Below are 230 nucleotides of genomic sequence, written 5' to 3'. Positions count from 1 at the left end.
CCCCGCCGCCCAGGAAGGGGGGGGGCAGGGAACAGAACAGGGGGGAGCAGGCCACCACCCCCACCGCCGCCACCGAGAGTGCGGCCACGGCGACCGTGGTCGAGCCCGCGCTCGCCGAGACCACGAAGCCGACGGCGCCGATGAGCGCTGGGATGATGAGGTGCCAGCGGCGCTCGCGCATCCGGTCGGCGCTGAGGCCCAATAAGACCATCACGACGGCCGCGCACAAG

1 pseudogene is annotated in these 230 nt (G+C 73.5%); it reads right to left on the bottom strand.

Annotated elements, in window-relative coordinates:
• A pseudogene (locus tag MFF64_RS37465) lies at window positions 1-230 on the bottom strand (MFS transporter); the annotation flags it as partial.

This window comes from Methylobacterium frigidaeris (genome assembly GCF_022179185.1).
GTDB classification, from domain to species: domain Bacteria; phylum Pseudomonadota; class Alphaproteobacteria; order Rhizobiales; family Beijerinckiaceae; genus Methylobacterium; species Methylobacterium frigidaeris.
Note: the sequence above shows the minus strand (reverse complement) of the source record. Positions and strands in the feature narration are given on the sequence as shown.